Below are 15,916 nucleotides of genomic sequence, written 5' to 3' on the forward strand. Positions count from 1 at the left end.
AGGGGTAAGCAACATGGCAAACATCTCTGCTGCGCTTGTAAAAGAGCTGCGTGAGCGTACCGGTCTGGGCATGATGGAGTGCAAAAAAGCACTGGTCGAGGCAGAAGGCGATATCGAAAAAGCGATCGACGATCTGCGTAAATCCTCTGGTATGAAGGCAGCTAAGAAAGCAGGCCGTACTGCTGCAGATGGTGTCGTTGCAGTGAAAGTTGCGGAAGACAACAGCTATGCGCTGGTGTTGGAAGTGAACTCTGAAACTGACTTCGTTGCGCGTGATGACAACTTCCTGGGCTTTGTTAACACGGTTCTGGAAAAAGCTTTCGCTGACAAGCAGACAGATATCGCTGCGTTGATGGCAGGTGAGCTAGAAACCGCTCGTGAAGCGCTGGTACAGAAGATTGGCGAAAACATTACTGTGCGTCGTGCCTTCTTAGTTGAGGGTGTGATGGTGGATGCGTACGTTCACAGCACCAACCGTCTGGCTGCAATTGTTGCGCTGTCTGCCGGCACAGCGGATCTGGCGCGTGATGTGGCGATGCACGTTACTGCTGTTAACCCGCGTGTTGTGCGTGGTGAAGATATGCCACAGGAAGAGCTGGATCGCGAAAAAGACATCATCATGGCGCAGCCTGATATGGAAGGTAAGCCTCAGGAAATCAAAGAAAAAATGGCGGTGGGTCGCATCAAGAAATTCCTTGCTGAAAACAGCCTGGTTGAGCAGCCATTCGTTAAAAATCCTGAGCAGACCGTTGCGCAGCTGGTTAAGGCAGCGGGTGCGGATGTAGTTTCTTTCATCCGTGTTGCGGTGGGTGAAGGTATCGAAGTTGAGAAGAAAGATTTTGCCGCTGAAGTTGCTGAGCAGCTGAAAGGTTAATCGATCTCTGCAGCCCGCACTCGTCGGGCTGCTTCTTTTTTGCGCGGAAAAAAGTCTGCGCGCATTCTGGGTTTTCCTGTAAACTATTCCGACTCTTGAGAGTGGAGAAGGACGCATGCCTGCTACAGATAAACAATCCAGTTATAAGCGTATCTTATTGAAACTGAGCGGAGAAGCTCTGCTAGGTGAAGAGAGCTTTGGGATAGATCCTAAGGTTCTGAATCGCATGGCCCTAGAGATCGGCCAGTTGGTAGGTATTGGTGTTCAGGTCGGTATGGTGATCGGAGGAGGGAACCTCTTTCGTGGTGCGGCATTAAATGCAGCAGGCCTCGATCGTGTCACTGGAGATCATATGGGGATGTTGGCCACTGTGATGAATGCCTTGGCCATGCGTGATGCGCTGGAACGTTGTAATATCGCGACCCGAGTGATGTCAGCTATTCCGATGAGCGGGGTGGTGGATCATTATGACCGTCGTAATGCGATGCGTTACCTGCGCCAGAATGATGTGGTGATTTTTGCAGCAGGAACCGGTAATCCATTTTTTACTACGGATTCGGCTGCCTGTTTGCGTGGTATTGAGATTGAAGCCGATGTGGTGTTGAAGGCGACCAAGGTGGACGGTGTTTACACGGCCGATCCGATGAAGGACCCAACAGCTCAACGCTATACACATCTGAGCTTTGATGAGGTTTTGGAAAAGCAGTTGGGGGTCATGGATATGACTGCCATCTGTCTGACACGTGATCACAATATGCCGGTGCGTGTCTTTAATATGAATAAACATGGTGCACTGGTGAATCTGGTGATGGGCGGCGATGAAGGCACACTGATCGATGCTGGCCCGATGGTAGGAGAGAAAAATGATCAATGATATCGTTCGTGATGCTCAGGCACGCATGCAGAAGAGCACAGAGGCTCTCGTTGAAAACTTCAAAAAAATCCGTACCGGACGTGCGCATCCAAGCTTGCTGGATGCGGTTCAGGTGAGTTATTACGGATCACCTGTGCCGATTATGCAGGTGGCGAACATCATGGTTGAGGATGCACGTACTTTGACCATCATCCCTTGGGAAAAAAAGATGGTGCCTGAAGTCGAAAAAGCCATTATGAAGTCGGATTTGGGTTTGAATCCAAATACTGCCGGTGATGTGATTCGTGTCCCGATGCCGGCACTGACCGAAGAAACGCGTAAAGGTTATATTCGTCAGGCACGCAGTGAAGCGGAAGCGGCTAAGGTTGCGGTGCGTAATATTCGCCGCGATGCGAACGGTAACTTCAAAGATCTTTTGAAAAACAAAGAGATCACTGAAGATGAAGAACGCCGTGGTGAAACGGAAATTCAAAAGCTGACCGACAAGTTTGTGGCGGAAGTTGATGCACTGCTGGCTCATAAAGAGTCGGATTTGATGGAAATTTAATAGCTTCAGGGAAAGGGGTCTGAATAGGGCCCCTACTTTTTTATGCCTGCTCAATCATTACAGTCCGATTCCTACTCCCTTTCGATCCCACGTCATATCGCCATCATCATGGATGGTAATAACCGTTGGGCTAAAGCACGTCATTTGCCTTCCCTGGCCGGCCATAAGGCTGGAGTGGAGAGTGTGCGCCAGGTTATAGAGGGTTGCCTGGAGCAGGGGGTGGGGGTGCTTACGCTTTTTGCATTCAGTAGCGAAAATTGGAAACGCCCCGAGCTGGAAGTCAGAGGCTTGATGGAGTTGTTTATGCTGTCGCTGAAAAGTGAAGCAAAAAAACTGCATAAGCATGGCATACGCTTAAAAATTATCGGTGATCGCCAACGTTTTTCCGCCAAGCTGCAAAAGAAGATGCAGGAGGTCGAGGCCTTGACGGCGGGAAACTCGGCTCTGGTGCTGAATGTGGCGGCGAATTACGGTGGGCGTTGGGATATACTTCAAGCCGCCCAAAAGCTCGCCATACATTGCCGAGATCAGCACTTAGATCCTGAGCAGATGACCGAAGCGGATCTGCATGCTTTTACCTCCTTAGCGGATTTGCCCGATCCTGATTTGTGTATACGCACGGGTGGCGAGCAACGCATCAGTAATTTCCTCATCTGGCAAAGTGCCTATACTGAGCTTTATTTTTCACCGGCCTTCTGGCCTGACTTCTCCAAGGCTGAGTTATTGGCCGCTATTCAGGATTATGCCAAGCGTCAAAGACGTTTTGGTCAAACCTCCGAGCAATTAGAGGCGCAGAAGCGTGTTTAAACAAAGATTAATAACGGGCTTAGTGCTTGCACCTTTGGTGCTTGCGGCCGTTTGGTTTGCCCCTGTCTGGCTCTTTTCTCTGTTGATCGCGTTTGCTGTGCTCTATGGAGCTTGGGAGTGGTCGGAGTTTTGCCGTTTTGGTCATCTAGGTCGTGGCTACTACGTTGGATGTTTAGCCTTGTTGATTTTGCTGGTGGCTTGGTTGGCGTCACCAGCGGTGATGTTGTGGATAAATAGTGCGGCTGTCTTATTTTGGCTTATAGCGGCCGTTTGTGTGCTGCGCTATCCAGCTTTAGTCGCTTGGTGGCAAGCGCCGAGTGTGAAACTGCTGATTGGTTGGTTGGTGCTTTTATCTACCTGGTTAGCACTGTCGCAAATCAAGGCTATGCCGCAGGGTGAAGCGTTGATCCTCTTGTTGCTCTTTATCGTATGGGGCGCAGATACCGGTGCCTATGCCGCCGGTAAACTTTTTGGGCGTCATAAAATGATTCCTGCGGTCAGTCCAGGGAAAACTCTGGAGGGACTGCTCGGGGGGGTCTTGACTTGTGCTCTGGTAGGTTGGCTGTTTGCTTGGTTGCAAGAACTTCCCGCTCAGCAGGGAGTCTACTGGCTGTTGTTAAGTTTGGTGGTTGGTCTGGCTTCGGTGTTAGGTGATCTGTTCGAAAGTATGCTCAAGCGTGAGCGTGGCATTAAGGATAGCGGCACGCTGCTGCCAGGACATGGCGGCATGCTGGATCGCATCGATAGCATTACGGCCGCGGCACCTGTGTTTCTTTTGGGGCTGAGTTTTTTGCCTCTAGTTTAAGGTTTTCTGGGGGCTGGCATGGGTCTGATTCATACACTACTTTTTACCCTGATCGCGCTGGGTGTGTTGGTGACCATTCATGAGTGGGGGCACTATTGGGTAGCGCGTCGTTGTGGTGTCCGTGTCCTACGCTTTTCGGTGGGCTTTGGTAAGCCTTTACTGCTTTGGAAGGGTAAAGATCAAACGGAATATGCGATTGCTGCGATTCCTTTAGGTGGTTATGTGCGCATGCTCGATGAGCGTGAAGGCGAAGTGCCGCCTGAGTGGAAATCGCATGCCTTTAATAATAAGCCGGTTTTGCAACGCATTGCGATCGTAGCAGCGGGGCCTCTGGTCAATCTTGCCTTTGCCGTACTCGCCTACTGGTTTTTATTCGTCTGGGGAACCCAAGTGGTGATCCCGAAAATAGGGGATGTGCGTCCCGGTTCGCCCGCTGCTTTGGCGGGTTTGCAGGCAGGTGAAGAGATTCGCTCGGTAGATGGTTTTCCCGTTCAGTCCTGGGACCAAGTGAATTTACGTCTAGCCAGGCATCTCGGCGAGAGTTCGGTTTTGGTGATTGAAGCCGCAGAGCCTGGTCGCAGCACACGTTCTTATACGCTTGCCTTGAATAATTGGGTGGTGGATCTGGAGCGTGAATCCCCTGTCACAGCGATGGGATTCCAGCCTTGGCGCCCACAGATCGAGCCGGTTTTAGGCAGTTTGTTGGCGGATGGACGTGCGGTAGCCGCCGGTTTGCAAACCGGGGATCGGGTGCTGAGTGTCAATCAGGAGACAGTAACGAGTTGGTTGGACTTAGTGGAGCGGGTTCAGGCCAGTCCTGAGCAGCCCATGCTTTGGTGGGTAGAGCGCCAGGGACGCCAGCTAGAATTAGAAGTTGTGCCTGCAGGCAGAGAGGAGCAGGGTGTGGTCACCGGTTTTATTGGTGCCGGTGTGCAGTCGGGCGAATGGCCGGATGAAATGCTGCGTGAAATTCGTTATGGCCCCTTCACAGCGCTCAAAATGGGCTTTGAAAAAACCGGACAGATGATCAGCCTGACGCTCGATTCGATTCGCAAGATGATTATGGGTGTCATCTCTGTAAAAAACTTGAGTGGCCCGATTACCATTGCTAAAGTGGCGGGTGATTCTGCAGCTTCAGGCTTAGAGACCTTCATCAGCTTTCTAGCCTACCTCAGTATCAGTCTGGGTATATTGAATTTACTGCCTATCCCTATGCTGGATGGCGGACATTTAATGTACTATATGGTCGAGCTGATCAGAGGTAAGCCGGTCAGCGAGCAGGTGCAGCTGCTGGGTGTCAAGATTGGCATGTTCTTGTTATTCAGCTTAATGGCTTTAGCACTGATAAATGATCTGGCGCGCCTGTGAGACTTGGACAGACGCTTAAATGCTTTCCCGAGAGTTAACCTTGAAAAGAATCCTGGCATGAAACATACCTTAATACTGTTTTTGATAGCACTGCTCTGGTCGGCTCAGGCTCAGGCGAACACTTCTTTTACTGTCAGTGATGTTCGTGTTGAGGGTTTGCAACAGGTCGATCCGGGGACGGTCTTCCGTAACTTCCCTGTGGTGACTGGTGATCGCGTCGATGAAGTGGGCCTGGCTGCGGCGACGCGTCAGTTGTTCCGTTCAGGGTTCTTTGAAGATGTACAGATCCTGCGTGAAGGTGACGTCTTGGTCTTGCAGTTGCGCGAGCGCCCTGCGGTAGCAATTATTCGTATTAGTGGTAATAAAGCGATCAAAGAAGCGGATCTGCGTGAGGGTTTGCGCCAGTCGGGTCTGCAAGAGGGTGATGTTTTCCGTCGTGCAACTTTAGATCAGATCGAGTTGGATCTGATGCGTGTCTATTCATCTCAAGGACGTTATGGTGCGGATATTCAGACAGAGGTTGAGCCTTTGTCGGGCAACCGTGTGGCTTTGAATATCACCATCCGCGAAGGTCAGATCGCCAGCATCCAGCATATCAATATCGTGGGTAATAGCGTTTTTAGTGATGATGAGTTAACCGATCTCTTCTCTCTGAAACTGCCTAATTTTTTCTCCTTCTATACCAAATCTGATCAATACTCGCGTGAAAAGCTTTCGGGTGATCTAGAGCGTTTACGTTCACACTACCTGGATCGCGGTTACATCAATTTCTCGATTGATTCTGCCCAGGTATCCATCACCCCCGATAAAAAGGATGTGTATATCACCGTGGATATCACCGAAGGTGAGCAGTTCCGTGTGCGTGATGTCAGCATGGTTGGTACCTTAGTCCTGCCAGAAACCGAGTTGCAGCAGAAAGTGAGTTTGGGGCAAGGCGATGTCTTCTCTCGTCGCGAAATGACTGAATCTCAGGAGCGCTTGGTCAAACTGCTGGGCGATCAGGGTTATATGTTTGCGAATGTGAGTCCGATTCCAGAGCTGAATGATGATAACACCGTCTCGATTCGCTACTTTGTTGAGCCGGGTAAACAGACTTATGTGCGTCGTATTAATATCCGTGGCAACACGCGCTCTACGGATGAAGTCGTGCGTCGAGAGTTAGAACAGATGGAGGCCGGCGTGGTTTCGACCTCGGCCATCGAACGTTCAAAAACTCGGATTGAGCGTACTGGACACTTCCGCAACGTAAATATTGAAACCCGCCCAGTGCCTGGTACAGATGATCAGGTAGATCTGGATATCTCTGTGGAAGAGCAGCAGTCTGGTCAGCTTTCAGCCAGTATCGGTTTTTCTCAGAGTGATGGCATTATCGTTCAGTTAGGGGTGTCTCAGGATAACTTCCTCGGCTCAGGGAAAAGTGTTGCCTTTAATATCTCGAATAGCTCAACCCTAACCGAATATAGCTTTAACTATTTGGATCCCTACTTCACCGTAGATGGTGTGAGCCGCGGCTTTAACTTCTACTACCGTGAAGAGGATTTTGATGAAGATGATCGTGGTGATTACAACACCGATGGTATCGGTGGTGGCGTGACCTTCGGTTATCCGATCGATGACTTCCAGCGTTTAAGCTTTTCAGGTGATGTTGAGTTCCTGCGTTTAAAGCCGAATAGCTTTTTATGTACAGATCCCAACGATCGTTCAACCTGTCCAGAAACCAATAATGTTATTCAAACCTTTCTTGATGACAATGGTGATGAATATCTGAACTGGAAACTGACTGCCGGCTGGAGTGATAACCGCCTGAATCGTGGATTCTTCCCGACCAAAGGCTATCAACAGGGTGCAACGCTTGAAGTATCCTTGCCCGGGAGTGATTTAAGTTATTACCGAGCACAGTATAATAATCGTGCCTATTTCCCACTCAATCGTGATGAAACCTGGGTGGCGGCCTTGCGTGGACGTGTTGGTTATGCCGATGCCTATGGCAATAACGATTATCCTTTCTTCAAGAACTATTATGCTGGTGGTTTGAGCAGCATCCGTGGTTTTGAAGCCAATACCTTAGGCCCGCGCTATGAACGGGGAGCAGGTCGTGAACCACGCTCTATGGGGGGGAACGTTCTGGTGGCAGGCAGTGCTGAGCTGATCTTCCCTATGCCTTTCCTCAAGGATAAGAGTGCTTGGCGTACGTTGATGTTTATGGATGCGGGCAATGTGTATACCACGAACTGTTTGAAGAACAATGTTGGCACAAGCAACTCAAGCTGTGTTGACGGCGTTGATCTGAGTGATTTGCGTTACTCGGTGGGTGTGGGTTTAAGCTGGCTGACCCCTGTTGGCCCCTTGTCTATTTCTTTGGGTAAAGCGTTGAATACTAAACCGGGCGATGAGACTGAAGTCTTCCAATTCGCTCTAGGCCAGACCTTCTAAGGGGAAAAAATGAAGTTAAAAGCAGTTGTTTTGGCGGCGATGCTTTTGTGTAGTACATCGGCTTTAGCGGAAACGATTCGGGTTTTAGGCGTGCAAGAAGCACTCTTGAGCTCAAAAGCGGCGGATGCTTTCCGTGCTCAGATGGAGCGCGAGTTTGCCGCAGAAGAAAAAACGCTGCTCGATCTAGAAAAACAAGCCATTGCTGCGCGTGATCGAGTACAGAAAAACCAGGGTTTGGTGTCTGACCAAGAGCTAGAACAGATGCATCTGCAATTCCAAAAAGCTTTTGGTGAGTATCAGGCGCGCGGTGAGTCGATGACACAGCGCCGCATGGAGAAGGAACAGGAGTTCTTAACCCAGATGCGTCCCAAACTGGATCAGGCGATTCGTACCTTGATTGAAAATGAAAAAATAGAAGTGATTGTTGCAAAACAGGCGACTGTTTATGCCAATACTAATATTGATATCACTCCGCGTGTTATTGAACTACTGAACAAGCAGTAAGTTTCTCAGATGATATCTCGTCCTCCCATGCGTTTGGCTGAAATAGCTGAATATGTGAATGCTAAGTGGCATGGAGAGGGCGAGAGTCTGATCACGGGCCTAGCCACTCTGCGTCATGCAAATTCCACTCAGATCTCATTTTTAGCTAATCCGCGTTACCAAAAAGATCTTGCACAAACTCAGGCCGCCGCTGTACTAGTGACTGCTGATTTTGCACAGGTTTTAGGGGATCGTGCTTTAGTCGTCAGCCACCCTTATCTGGCTTTTGCTAAGTTGAGCCAGTTATTTGATTGGCGAGAGCCTTTGGTTCCTGGTATTGCTGGTACGGCGACGGTGGCAGAAACGGCACAGGTTCATCCTGAAGCCCAAATCTGTGCTGGGGCGGTGATTGCTGAAGGTGTGCAGATTGCTGCAGCGGTTTATGTCGGACCTAATACGGTGATAGGCCGAAACTGCACACTTGGTGAGCATACTCGGCTTGAGGCTGGCGTTGTGCTTTATCCACAAGTGCACCTGGGCGCACGCGTATTGGTGCACAGTGGCGCCATTCTAGGGGCGGATGGTTTTGGTTTTGCTCAAGAGCAACAACAATGGGTCAAAATCTGCCAGTTAGGTGGCGTGCGTGTTGACGACGATGTGGAGATAGGTGCGGGGACTACGATTGATCGAGGTGCTCTGGACGACACTTGGGTGCAGAAGGGCGTCAAACTGGATAATCAAATTCAGGTGGCGCACAATGTCGTGATCGGTGAGCATAGTGCTATTGCCGGTGGTACGGCGATTGCAGGCAGTACTCAGATCGGCCGCCATTGCACCATTGCGGGTATGTCAGGGATTACCGGGCATCTCACCCTAGCCGACCATACACATATCACAGCCATGACTTTAGTGAGCAAGTCGATCGAAACGTCAGGCGGTATTTTTTCATCTGGAACGGGTGTCGAGCCTCATGCACAATGGAAGCGTAACGTTGTGCGCTTCCGCCAGTTGGATGAGTTGGCAAAACGGGTTCGCAGGTTAGAGCAGTTATTGGAAACAGATTCTCAAAAAGGTTTAAAAACATGATGGATGTAAAAGAGATCCGCGAATATTTGCCTCACCGTTACCCTTTTCTGTTAGTGGATCGTGTGCTTGAACTGGTTCCAGGTGAATCAGTGGTGGCGATCAAAAATGTCTCGATCAATGAGCCTTTCTTTAATGGCCATTTCCCCGAACATCCGGTCATGCCTGGTGTCTTGTTAGTTGAAGCGATGGCGCAAGCAGCCGGTATCCTCGGTTTTAAAACGATGGATAAGCGTCCACAGGATGGCTCTATTTATTATTTCGTGGGTGCCGATGATCTGCGCTTTAAGCGTCCAGTTGTGCCGGGAGATCAGGTGAAACTGGAAGCAAAGGTGCTTTCTGAGCGTCGCGGCATCTGGAAGTTCGCTGTACAAGCCAGTGTTGATGGCCAGCTGGCCTGTAGTGCAACCATTCTGTGTGCTGATCGTAAAGTATGAGTCAGATACATCCCACGGCCATCATCGAACCGGGCGCTGAGTTAGCCGAAGACGTTAAAGTCGGCCCTTGGACCTATATCGGTGCTGAGGTTGAAATCGGTGCTGGGACGGAAATAGCATCTCATGTTGTGATCAAGGGGCCGACTCGAATTGGCGCTCATAATCGCATCTTTCAGTTTGCCAGTGTCGGTGAAGAGTGCCAGGACAAGAAGTATCGGGGTGAGCCTACTCGTCTTGAGATCGGCGATCACAATGTGATTCGTGAAGGCGCGACCTTGCATCGCGGTACTGTTCAGGATCAAGGTTTGACACGTGTAGGCAGCCACAATCTGCTCATGGCTTACACCCATGTTGCTCATGATTGTGTCCTAGGCGATAACATTATTCTGGCTAATAATGCCGCCTTAGCTGGCCATGTGCAGGTGGATGACTACGCCATTCTGGGTGGCTTTACGGCTGTACATCAATTTTGCCGAATTGGTGCCCATGTCATGTGTGGTGCGGGAAGTGTGGTTTTGAAGGATATTCCAGCCTATGTCATGGCCAATGGGAATTCAGCTGTTCCCCATGGGATTAACAGCGAAGGTTTAAAACGCCGCGGCTTTACTGCGGAATCGATCATGACGCTGAAGCGCGCTTACAAAACGCTCTATCGCCAAGGCTTGACTCTGGAAGAGGCGCTAGAACGTTTACAGGTGTGGTTGTTAGATGAACCTGCACTGGAGCCTTTAATCCGCTCTTTGCGGTTATCTTCGCGTGGCATTATTCGTTAAGCATTCAAGAGGGTGTTCTGAGTGAGGATTGCTCTGGTCGCGGGTGAAGCATCCGGTGATATTCTCGGAGCAAGCCTGCTCCAGGCTTTAAAATCGCGCCTGCCTCAGGTTGAGTTTGAGGGAATCGGTGGAGAATTGATGCAGGCCGAAGGTCTAGAATCTCTCTATCCCCTGGAACGCTTGTCTGTGATGGGCTTGGTGGAGGTGCTGGGACGTTTGCCAGAGCTTATCAGGTTGCGCAAACGCCTCGTACGCGATTGGCGCGCGAACCCCCCAGATCTGTTCATTGGCATCGATGCTCCGGATTTTACTCTGGACCTGGAAAAGTCCTTGCGTGCTGTCGGTATTCCCACCGTTCACTACGTGAGTCCTTCGGTATGGGCTTGGCGCTCAGGGCGAGTGAAAAGTATTCGTCAGGGCACCGATTTGATGCTGACACTCTTCCCATTTGAAGCTGAGTTTTATCGTCGACACCAGCAACCGGTTGCCTTTGTTGGTCACCCTCTGGCCGATGAGATGCCCTTATCACCCGATCTTCAAGCGCAACGGCAGTGGTTAAACCTGCCTCCGGCGGCGAAGGTATTGGCACTTTTACCCGGCAGTCGCGCCGGTGAGGTCCGCCAGCTTGCCAGAATTTTTTTGCAAACTGCCCGTCTTTTATATGCAGAAGATCCAACCTTAATCTTTGTGATGCCAGCGGCTAACCCGCTGCGTTATCAAGAACTCGAAACGCTGATTCGGGAAGATTTTGCAGAGCTGCCGGTGAGGCTGTATCTGAAGCAATCACGTGAAATTATGATGGCCAGCGACAGTATTCTAATTGCCTCAGGCACCGCGACACTCGAAGCGATGATGAGTAAAAAACCGATGGTAGTCGCCTATCGTCTCGCGCCCATGACCTACGCCATTCTTTCGCGGCTCGTCAAAAGTCCTTGGATCTCTTTGCCGAATCTGTTGGCACAAGCGCGCTTGGTACCAGAAGTGTTGCAAAACGAAGTGACACCTGAGCGTTTGGCGGCCGAGCTTAAACCGGGACTGCAGGATGCTGAGTATTGCGCACATTTGTCGGAACGCTTTACTGAATTGCATCAGTCATTGCGTCGTGGCGCAAGTGCGCGTGCGGCGGAAGCGATCCTCGATCTGTTGCGTGCCAAAGGAGTTTTAACCTCTCTAGAAGAGCCAGCATTAGAGGAGCAAAACGCATGCAATGGGGCGTAAGTCTAGAAGGTTTAGCCGGAGTGGATGAAGTAGGGCGGGGCCCGCTCGTTGGGAACGTGGTCGCTGCGGCTGTCATTTTACATCCAGAGCGCCCGATCAGCGGTTTGACGGATTCGAAAAAACTATCTGAAAAAAAGCGTAGACTGCTGGATCTTGAAATTCGTGAGAAGGCGTTAGATTTTGCGATAGCTTTTGCCACCCCTGCTGAAATAGATGAGCTGAATATTTTGCAGGCCAGTTTGTTGGCGATGCATCGTGCGGTGGCCGCCTTAGCGCACAGGCCCGAACTGGTGCTGGTAGACGGTAAGCATTTGCCACATTGGCCTTATAGGGCCAAGGCCGTGATTGGCGGTGATGCGAGTGTGGAGCAGATCAGTGCGGCTTCTATCCTCGCCAAGGTGTATCGAGATCAGGAGATGTTGCACTTGCATCAACAGTATCCGCAATATGCGTTTGATCAACATAAAGGTTATCCAACCGCCCAGCATTTAGCCGCTTTACGTCAGTGGGGGGCTTTGCCTGAACATCGACGCAGCTTCCGACCTGTGCGGCAAGTATTGCAAGATGCGCTCTAAGGGACTCTAGCGCTTTAATCACTGATAGCCACCGCTTAAGTTTGGGAGTTTTTCATGTCATCCGCCAAGTTTGTCCATCTCCGCGTCCACACTGAGTTCTCGCTGGCAGATGGGCTGGTACGTGTGAAAAAACTGGTTGCTCAGGCTAAACAGGTGGGTATGCCAGCGGTTGCTGTTACGGATCACACCAATCTGTATGCGCTGATTAAGTTCTACAAAGCGGCCCTAGGTGCCGGTATTAAGCCGATTTGTGGTGCGGATCTTTGGCTATTAAACCCCGCCGATGAGATGGCTGAGCCTTCACGAATTACCCTGTTAGTTCGAAATGGCCAGGGCTATAAAAACCTAATGCAGCTGATTTCAAGGGCCTATACCCAGGGGCAAGGATTTCAGTCAGAACGTGCTTTATTGCGGCGAGAATGGATATTCGAACAGGCGGAGGGTTTAATTGCGCTCTCTGGTGCGACACGCGGTGAGATCGGCCGCGCGCTTCTAGCAGAGCAGCCCGAACAGGCTGAGCAACTTTTAGACGAGTGGCAAAATGCCTTCCCCGGTGCTTTTTATCTAGAAGTGCAACGTACCGGCCGCCCAGGTGATGAGGTTCTGGTGCATGCCAGTGCAGAATTGTCTGCCCTTAAGGGATGTCCACTCGTGGCCACCAATGAGGTGATGTTCCTTAAACCGGAAGATTTTGAAGCGCATGAGGCGCGGGTGTGCATTAACCAAAGCCGTACGCTGGAAGATCCGAGTCGTCCTAAAGAATACACAGAACAACAATATTTCCGCTCGGCTCAAGAGATGGCTGAGTTATTTGCCGATCTTCCCAGCGCTATCGAAAATACTTGGGAAATCGCCCAGCGTTGTAACATCGAGATTGAATTGGGAACCTACTATCTGCCTGAGTTCCCGATTCCTGAAGGGATGACGTTGGATGAGTTTTTCCGTCAAGCCTCCTCTCAAGGCTTAGAAAACCGTCTGACTCACCTGTTGGATCCTGATGATCCTGAATATGCCGCCAAGCGTCAGGTGTATCTGGATCGACTCACGTTCGAGTTGGACATCATTATTCAGATGGGCTTTCCAGGCTACTTTCTCATCGTGATGGACTTTATCCAGTGGGCTAAGGATAACGATATCCCCGTGGGGCCTGGGCGTGGTTCTGGGGCCGGTTCGTTGGTCGCCTATGCATTAAAAATTACCGACCTCGATCCGCTCGAATACGACCTGCTGTTTGAACGCTTTTTGAATCCAGAGCGTGTTTCCATGCCTGACTTCGATATCGACTTCTGCATGGATAATCGTGACCGAGTGATCGACTATGTGGCCGAAACCTATGGTCGTGAGGCGGTTTCACAGATTATTACGTTTGGCACCATGGCGGCGAAAGCGGTCGTGCGCGATGTGGCGCGTGTGCAGGGCAAACCTTTTGGTTTGGCCGATAAGTTGTCGAAAATGATCCCCTTTGAAGTCGGGATGACTTTGGAAAAAGCGTTTGAGCAGGAAGAGCCCTTGCGAGAGTTTCTTGCGAATAGCGAGGAGGCGGCTGAAATCTGGGAAATGGCGCTGAAGTTGGAGGGGGTGACGCGCAATGTCGGTAAACATGCCGGTGGTGTGGTCATTGCGCCAACGCAGTTAACCGACTTCTCAGCAACCTACTGTGATCCTGCCGGTCAGGGATTGGTGACGCAGTATGATAAAAACGATGTGGAAGAAGCCGGCTTGGTCAAATTTGACTTTCTCGGGCTACGTACCCTGACCATCATAGATTGGGCGTTAAAAACGGTGAATCGTTTGCGTCGCAGTGAAGGTCAACCGGATATCGAGATCGACAAAATTGATTTAGAAGATCCTGAGGTGTTTAAGCTCCTGCAGCGCGCTGAAACGACAGCAGTCTTCCAGTTGGAGTCTAGTGGGATGAAGGATCTGATCCGACGGCTGCAGCCCTCACGTTTTGAGGATATCGTCGCACTGGTGGCACTTTTCCGGCCTGGGCCTTTGCAATCAGGCATGGTGGATGACTTTATTAACCGTAAACATGGTCGTGCCCCTATGGCTTGGCCGCATCCTGATTACCAGTTAGAGAGCTTGCAACCCGTTCTAGAACCCACCTATGGAATCATTCTTTATCAAGAGCAGGTCATGCAGATTGCTCAGGTCATGGCTGGTTACAGTCTCGGTGAGGCGGATCTCTTGCGGCGTGCTATGGGTAAGAAAAAACCCGAGGAGATGGCAAAGCAGCGTGGTGGATTTATCGAAGGTTCTCTGCGCAATGGTATAGATGAAAAATTGGCCGCTAACATCTTTGATCTGGTAGAGAAGTTTGCCGGCTATGGTTTTAACAAATCCCATTCTGCTGCCTATGCGCTGGTTTCTTATCAAACTGCTTGGTTAAAAACCTTTTATCCAGCCCCGTTTATGGCCGCTGTTTTGTCCTCGGATATGCAGAACACCGATAAGGTGGTGATCTTCATTGAAGAGTGTCGACAGATGAAGCTCAAACTGCGCCTGCCCGATGTGAATGCCAGTGAGTTCATGTTCACCGTGAATCCCGCCGGTGAAATCGTGTATGGATTGGGTGCCGTTAAGGGGGTCGGAGAGGGGCCGGTGGAGGCTATAGTCGCCGCGCGTCAAACCGGAGGTGCCTTTAGCGATCTGTTTGATTTTTGTGCACGAGTTGGCGCGAAAAAGCTGAACAAACGAGTCTTGGAAGCGCTGGTGAAATCAGGGGCCTTGGATAGTATGGGTGCTCATCGGGCGCTTCTTTGGGAAGCGATTCCTTCGGCATTACAGGCTGCCGATCAAGCGGCACGTAATCAGGATGCCGGGATGTTCGATCTCTTTGGTGAGGTGGAGGCTGAGATGCCGACGGATCCTTACCTGGAGTTTGCCCAAGCGCGCGAATGGAGTGATAAAGAGCGCTTGCAGGGTGAAAAAGATACCCTGGGGCTGTATGTGACCGGCCATCCCATCGATGAGTATGAGCAGGAGCTGTCGCGTCTGATTAATAAACGCTTGGTGGATATTCAGCCCCAACGTGGGCGTGCGCAAAAGATGGCGGGACTGGTTGTGGATCTGCGGCTTAAAAAAAGCAAAAAAGGCGACAATCTCTGCTTTGTGACGCTGGATGATCGCACTGCACGCATAGACGTGACTTTGTTTGGTGATGTTTACGATCAAGCGCGCCAACTTGTACACAAGGATGCAGTGTTAATTATCGAAGGTGAAGTGGCGCAGGATGATTACAATGGCGGTTTAAAAGTACGCGCACACACGGTGATGAATGTGACTCAGGCACGTGCCCGCCATGCGGCGCGAATTGAAATCTCTGCTCAGCCTAGCCAGTTATCACGCAGGGTTTTACAACACTTAGCGCAGCAGTTAAGCGCCAGCGCTCCGCATACCGAGGCGCTGCCGATCGCTCTGCGTTATCGACGTGAGGATGCGGAGGGGGTTTTGCACTTTGGTGAGGTTTGGCGTTTAGAGCCTTCGGATGACGCCTTGATTCAACTGCGCAGCGAGTTTGGCAATCAGGCCGTGCGTTTGGTTTGGGGGGATCACTGAGTTTGCTGCTGTGCAGCAGGCTGGTGATCTTTTGCCTCAAGAGGTAAAATTGCGTTCTTAAACACTGATTTTTCATCC

At 50.7% G+C, this 15,916-nt stretch carries 14 protein-coding genes; all 14 read left to right on the forward strand.

Going from position 1 to position 15,916, the window contains the following annotated elements:
- Positions 1 to 13: 13 nt before the first annotated feature.
- The 14 genes from tsf to dnaE all read left to right on the forward strand — a co-directional run bounded on the left by tsf (position 14) and on the right by dnaE (position 15,838).
- Positions 14 to 874, forward strand: a complete 861-nt coding sequence (tsf, locus tag E1H14_RS07485; protein WP_149390845.1) for a translation elongation factor Ts — start codon at positions 14 to 16, stop codon at positions 872 to 874.
- Between the two features lie 115 nt (positions 875 to 989).
- Positions 990 to 1,748: a UMP kinase gene (pyrH, locus tag E1H14_RS07490; protein ID WP_149390846.1), complete on the forward strand. Its 759-nt coding sequence runs from the start codon at positions 990 to 992 to the stop codon at positions 1,746 to 1,748.
- Complete coding sequence (gene frr / locus E1H14_RS07495; RefSeq protein WP_149390847.1) at positions 1,738 to 2,295, forward strand: ribosome recycling factor; 558 nt, start codon at positions 1,738 to 1,740, stop codon at positions 2,293 to 2,295. Before pyrH ends, frr begins: the two co-directional genes overlap by 11 nt.
- A gap of 42 nt (positions 2,296 to 2,337) precedes the next feature.
- On the forward strand, positions 2,338 to 3,102 hold the full coding sequence (uppS, locus tag E1H14_RS07500) for a polyprenyl diphosphate synthase (protein ID WP_149390848.1): 765 nt from the start codon (positions 2,338 to 2,340) through the stop codon (positions 3,100 to 3,102).
- The gene (locus E1H14_RS07505; protein ID WP_149390849.1) at positions 3,095 to 3,907 is read left to right on the forward strand and encodes a phosphatidate cytidylyltransferase; all 813 of its coding nucleotides are present in this window, start codon (positions 3,095 to 3,097) and stop codon (positions 3,905 to 3,907) included. Before uppS ends, E1H14_RS07505 begins: the two co-directional genes overlap by 8 nt.
- A gap of 18 nt (positions 3,908 to 3,925) precedes the next feature.
- Complete coding sequence (gene rseP, locus E1H14_RS07510; protein ID WP_149390850.1) at positions 3,926 to 5,275, forward strand: RIP metalloprotease RseP; 1,350 nt, start codon at positions 3,926 to 3,928, stop codon at positions 5,273 to 5,275.
- 57 nt (positions 5,276 to 5,332) lie between these two features.
- On the forward strand, positions 5,333 to 7,708 hold the full coding sequence (gene bamA / locus E1H14_RS07515; RefSeq protein WP_149390851.1) for an outer membrane protein assembly factor BamA: 2,376 nt from the start codon (positions 5,333 to 5,335) through the stop codon (positions 7,706 to 7,708).
- A gap of 9 nt (positions 7,709 to 7,717) precedes the next feature.
- Positions 7,718 to 8,212, forward strand: a complete 495-nt coding sequence (locus E1H14_RS07520) for an OmpH family outer membrane protein (RefSeq protein ID WP_149390852.1) — start codon at positions 7,718 to 7,720, stop codon at positions 8,210 to 8,212.
- A 9-nt stretch (positions 8,213 to 8,221) separates the two neighbouring features.
- A complete protein-coding gene (gene lpxD / locus E1H14_RS07525; RefSeq protein WP_149390853.1) occupies positions 8,222 to 9,277 on the forward strand; it encodes a UDP-3-O-(3-hydroxymyristoyl)glucosamine N-acyltransferase in 1,056 nt (351 codons plus the stop codon).
- Entirely contained in the window at positions 9,274 to 9,711 is a 438-nt protein-coding gene (gene fabZ / locus E1H14_RS07530) for a 3-hydroxyacyl-ACP dehydratase FabZ (protein WP_149390854.1), read from the forward strand. The genes lpxD and fabZ overlap by 4 nt, the downstream gene beginning before the upstream one ends.
- Positions 9,708 to 10,484 carry an acyl-ACP--UDP-N-acetylglucosamine O-acyltransferase gene (lpxA, locus tag E1H14_RS07535; protein ID WP_149390855.1) on the forward strand — a complete coding sequence of 259 codons (777 nt, stop codon included), beginning with the start codon at positions 9,708 to 9,710 and terminating at the stop codon, positions 10,482 to 10,484. The genes fabZ and lpxA overlap by 4 nt, the downstream gene beginning before the upstream one ends.
- 21 nt (positions 10,485 to 10,505) lie before the next feature.
- A complete protein-coding gene (gene lpxB, locus E1H14_RS07540) occupies positions 10,506 to 11,702 on the forward strand; it encodes a lipid-A-disaccharide synthase (protein WP_149390856.1) in 1,197 nt (398 codons plus the stop codon).
- Positions 11,687 to 12,277 (forward strand): ribonuclease HII, encoded by a 591-nt coding sequence (gene rnhB, locus E1H14_RS07545; RefSeq protein ID WP_149390857.1) that lies wholly within the window; start codon positions 11,687 to 11,689, stop codon positions 12,275 to 12,277. Before lpxB ends, rnhB begins: the two co-directional genes overlap by 16 nt.
- 54 nt (positions 12,278 to 12,331) lie before the next feature.
- A complete protein-coding gene (gene dnaE / locus E1H14_RS07550; RefSeq protein WP_149390858.1) occupies positions 12,332 to 15,838 on the forward strand; it encodes a DNA polymerase III subunit alpha in 3,507 nt (1,168 codons plus the stop codon).
- Positions 15,839 to 15,916 lie beyond the last annotated feature (78 nt).

Origin of the sequence: Nitrincola tapanii, assembly GCF_008368715.1 — a bacterium.
GTDB classification, from domain to species: Bacteria; Pseudomonadota; Gammaproteobacteria; order Pseudomonadales; family Balneatricaceae; genus Nitrincola; species Nitrincola tapanii.

Coding starts and splice junctions, on each gene's coding strand:
- tsf (WP_149390845.1), top strand. CDS start 14: ATGGCAAACATCTCTGCTGCGCTTGTAAAAGAGCTGCGTGAGCGTACC.
- pyrH (WP_149390846.1), top strand. CDS start 990: ATGCCTGCTACAGATAAACAATCCAGTTATAAGCGTATCTTATTGAAA.
- frr (WP_149390847.1), top strand. CDS start 1,738: ATGATCAATGATATCGTTCGTGATGCTCAGGCACGCATGCAGAAGAGC.
- uppS (WP_149390848.1), top strand. CDS start 2,338: ATGCCTGCTCAATCATTACAGTCCGATTCCTACTCCCTTTCGATCCCA.
- rseP (WP_149390850.1), top strand. CDS start 3,926: ATGGGTCTGATTCATACACTACTTTTTACCCTGATCGCGCTGGGTGTG.
- bamA (WP_149390851.1), top strand. CDS start 5,333: ATGAAACATACCTTAATACTGTTTTTGATAGCACTGCTCTGGTCGGCT.
- E1H14_RS07520 (WP_149390852.1), top strand. CDS start 7,718: ATGAAGTTAAAAGCAGTTGTTTTGGCGGCGATGCTTTTGTGTAGTACA.
- lpxD (WP_149390853.1), top strand. CDS start 8,222: ATGATATCTCGTCCTCCCATGCGTTTGGCTGAAATAGCTGAATATGTG.
- fabZ (WP_149390854.1), top strand. CDS start 9,274: ATGATGGATGTAAAAGAGATCCGCGAATATTTGCCTCACCGTTACCCT.
- lpxA (WP_149390855.1), top strand. CDS start 9,708: ATGAGTCAGATACATCCCACGGCCATCATCGAACCGGGCGCTGAGTTA.
- rnhB (WP_149390857.1), top strand. CDS start 11,687: ATGCAATGGGGCGTAAGTCTAGAAGGTTTAGCCGGAGTGGATGAAGTA.
- dnaE (WP_149390858.1), top strand. CDS start 12,332: ATGTCATCCGCCAAGTTTGTCCATCTCCGCGTCCACACTGAGTTCTCG.